The organism is Desulfobotulus sp. (genome assembly GCF_034006065.1).
Classification (GTDB): Bacteria; Desulfobacterota; Desulfobacteria; order Desulfobacterales; family ASO4-4; genus Desulfobotulus.
Map to the genome: position 1 here is coordinate 1 of NZ_JAVETM010000113.1, position 2,920 is coordinate 2,920.

General features: G+C 56.5%; 2 protein-coding genes. Both read left to right on the top strand.

The genetic code is table 11. From position 1 onward, the window contains the following. Positions 1 to 290: 290 nt before the first annotated feature. Positions 291 to 1,646 carry a nitrogenase iron-molybdenum cofactor biosynthesis protein NifE gene (nifE, locus tag RBR60_RS16640; protein WP_320358896.1) on the top strand — a complete coding sequence of 452 codons (1,356 nt, stop codon included), beginning with the start codon at positions 291 to 293 and terminating at the stop codon, positions 1,644 to 1,646. Positions 1,647 to 1,657: 11 nt separating this feature from the next. After that, the coding region (locus RBR60_RS16645) for a nitrogenase component 1 (protein ID WP_320358898.1) at positions 1,658 to 2,920 on the top strand (1,263 nt) is incomplete at its 3' end.

Here is a 2,920-nt window from a genome sequence, read left to right on the forward strand (position 1 = left end):
CATTAAGGAAAGAGAGGGAAAAAGAGCATTTAGACACCCTCAAAACTACATTTTTGCAACTCAACAGGCTTGATAAAAATTGCGGGTAAAGCCCAGCCCACTGGGAGAGGGGCCGGGGGTGAGGGCAAAAGGGCCGCTGAAACTCTTTCGGAATATGTCACTCACCAACAGGCTGTCTTATGCTGGAACCATGCTGCTGAAATTAAAGCCATGCTGAACAGTTACCACAAAAACTCTGTATGCCTGCACACAGACTTCCCATCCGCAGCCCGTACAGCAAAGGGGGACTTATGCCGAACCAAGGTTTTTCCATACTGGAACAAAGAAAAAACGCCATCCATAAAACAGGTGAGGCTCCCTGCACCCTGAGCTGCGACACCAAAAGCCTTGCAGGCTCCGTCAGCCAGCGGGCCTGCGTCTTCTGCGGCTCCAGGGTGGTGCTCTACCCCATTGCCGATGCCCTGCATCTCGTCCACGGCCCCATCGGCTGCGCCGCCTACACCTGGGACATCCGGGGTGCCCTCTCTTCCGGGCCGGAGCTGCACCGCTTAAGCTTTTCCACCGACCTCAAGGAAAAGGATGTGATCTTCGGAGGCGAAAAAAAGCTGGAGGCCGCCCTCCTCCACCTCATTGAAAAATACGCGCCCAAAGCCGCCTTTGTGTACAGCACCTGCATCATCGGCATCATTGGCGACGATGTGGGGGCTGTCTGCCGCAAGGTGGAAGCTAAAATGGGCATTCCCGTACGGCCCGTGCATTCCGAAGGTTTCAAGGGCACCAAAAAGGACGGGTACAAGGCCGCCTGCACCGCCCTCTTCTCCCTGTTTGATCAAAAAGCCCTGCCCGCATCCCGCCCCCTTTCCATCAATATTCTGGGGGAATTCAACATCGGCGGCGAAGCCTGGATCATCAAAGACTATTACCGCCGCATGGGCATTGATGTGGTTTCCGTCATGACCGGAGACAGCCGGGTGGAGGAAATCATGAAGGCACCGGAGGCAAAGCTCAATGTGGTGCAGTGCTCCGGCTCCATGACCGGCCTTGCCAGAGACATGGAAAAGGCCTTTGGCATTCCCTTCATCCGGGTGTCCTATTTCGGTATCGAGGATGTGGCCAAAGCCCTTTACGATGTGGCTTCCTTTTTTGAAGAGAGGGATCTCATGGAGCGTACCAAGGATCTGGTGCGGGAGGAAATCCGGGCCATCCTGCCGGAGATCCAGCGCTATAAAATGGATCTTCAGGGGAAAAAGGCCGCCCTCTATGTGGGCGGGGCCTTCAAGGCCTTTTCCCTCATCCGGGCACTGGATGCTTTGGGCATGGAAGTGGTCATGGCGGGTACCCAGACGGGAGCCGGGGACGAATATGAGGAACTTGCCCGGATCTGCAAACCCGGCACCCTCATTGTGGACGATGCCAACCCTCTGGAGCTTTCCGCCTGCGTCGTGGAAAAGGGAGCCGATCTTTTCATCGGCGGGGTAAAGGAAAGGCCCATTGCCTTCAAGCTTGGCCTTGGCTTCTGCGACCACAACCACGAACGGAAAATCCCGCTGGCGGGCTTTGAGGGCATGGTGAACTTTGCAAGGGAAGTGCACGCCACCGTAACCAGCCCCGTGTTCCGTTTTTTTGACCGCAAGGCCCGCATATAAAAGGAGGCACCATGTTCCATTCCGAAGAAATCATGAAACCCGTCACGGAAAACGCATGCAGCCTCTGCGCTCCCCTTGGGGCGGCTCTGGCCTTCAAGGGTGTGGAAGGCTGCGTTCCCCTGCTCCACGGCTCCCAGGGCTGTGCCACCTACATCCGCCGCTACATGATCAGCCATTTCAAAGAACCCGTGGACATCGCCTCCTCCAATTTTCATGAAGACACGGCCATCTTCGGCGGCGGGGCCAACCTGCGCATGGCCATCAACAACATCCTGCGCCAGTACAGACCTAAAATCATTGGCATTGCCTCCACCTGCCTTTCAGAAACCATTGGTGACGATGTGCCCATGATGCTGAAGGAAATCCGGAAAGCCAACCCGGACTATCCGCCCCTCATCTTTGCCTCTACCCCCAGTTACAGCGGCAGCCATGAGGAAGGCTACTGGAAAAGCCTTTCCGCCCTCGTGGATCAGCTTCTTCCGGAAGGCCCTTCGAACATGGCCGGAAAGCGGGAAGAGCTTCTGCCCCTTTTCACCGCCGCACTCTCCCCGGCGGATCAGCGCCATCTCAAGGATCTTGTGGGTCTCATGGGCCTTTTTCCCTGCCTTGTGCCGGACAGCTCAGAGACCCTCGATGGCGGCAAGTGGGAGGAATACGAGACCCTGCCCCGTGGCGGTGTATCGCTAGAGAGTTTGCAGAACATGATCGAGGCGAAAGCGGGCCTGCATCTGGGGGCCGCATCCGCCTTGCGGGAGATCTCGCCCTTAAAAATCCTTGGCAGAAAATCCGGCCTTGCACCGCATTTTCAGGGGCTTCCCGTGGGCATACGGGCCACGGACCGCTTCCTTGCCCTTCTTCAGGATCTCAGCGGGCAGGCCATTCCCAAAATGCTGCTGGAAGAGCGCTCCCGGCTCATCGATGCCTATGTGGACAGTCATAAAATTCTCTCCGGTCTCAAGGCCATGGTCTTCGGGGATGAAGATCTGGTGGCAGGCCTTGTACCCTTTCTTGCGGAAATCGGCGTCAAAACCCTTGTGGCCGCATCGGGAAGCCGCTCTGGTCAATTGAAAAAATCCCTGGAAAGTCTTCTTTCTGAAGATGAACAGACGGGAATGAAGGTGGTGGAAGGTGCCGATTATGCCACCCTAGAAAAGCTTGCCGAAGAAAATCCGCCGGACTTTTTCATGGGTTCCAGCAAAGGCTACGCCATGGCGAGAAAAACAAAAACGCCCCTTATCCGTGTGGGGTTTCCCATCCACGACCGTGTGGGCGGC

Bases quoted from the DNA above. Each gene is read 5' to 3' on its own strand.
- nifE (WP_320358896.1), top strand. From the start codon at position 291: ATGCCGAACCAAGGTTTTTCCATACTGGAACAAAGAAAAAACGCCATC.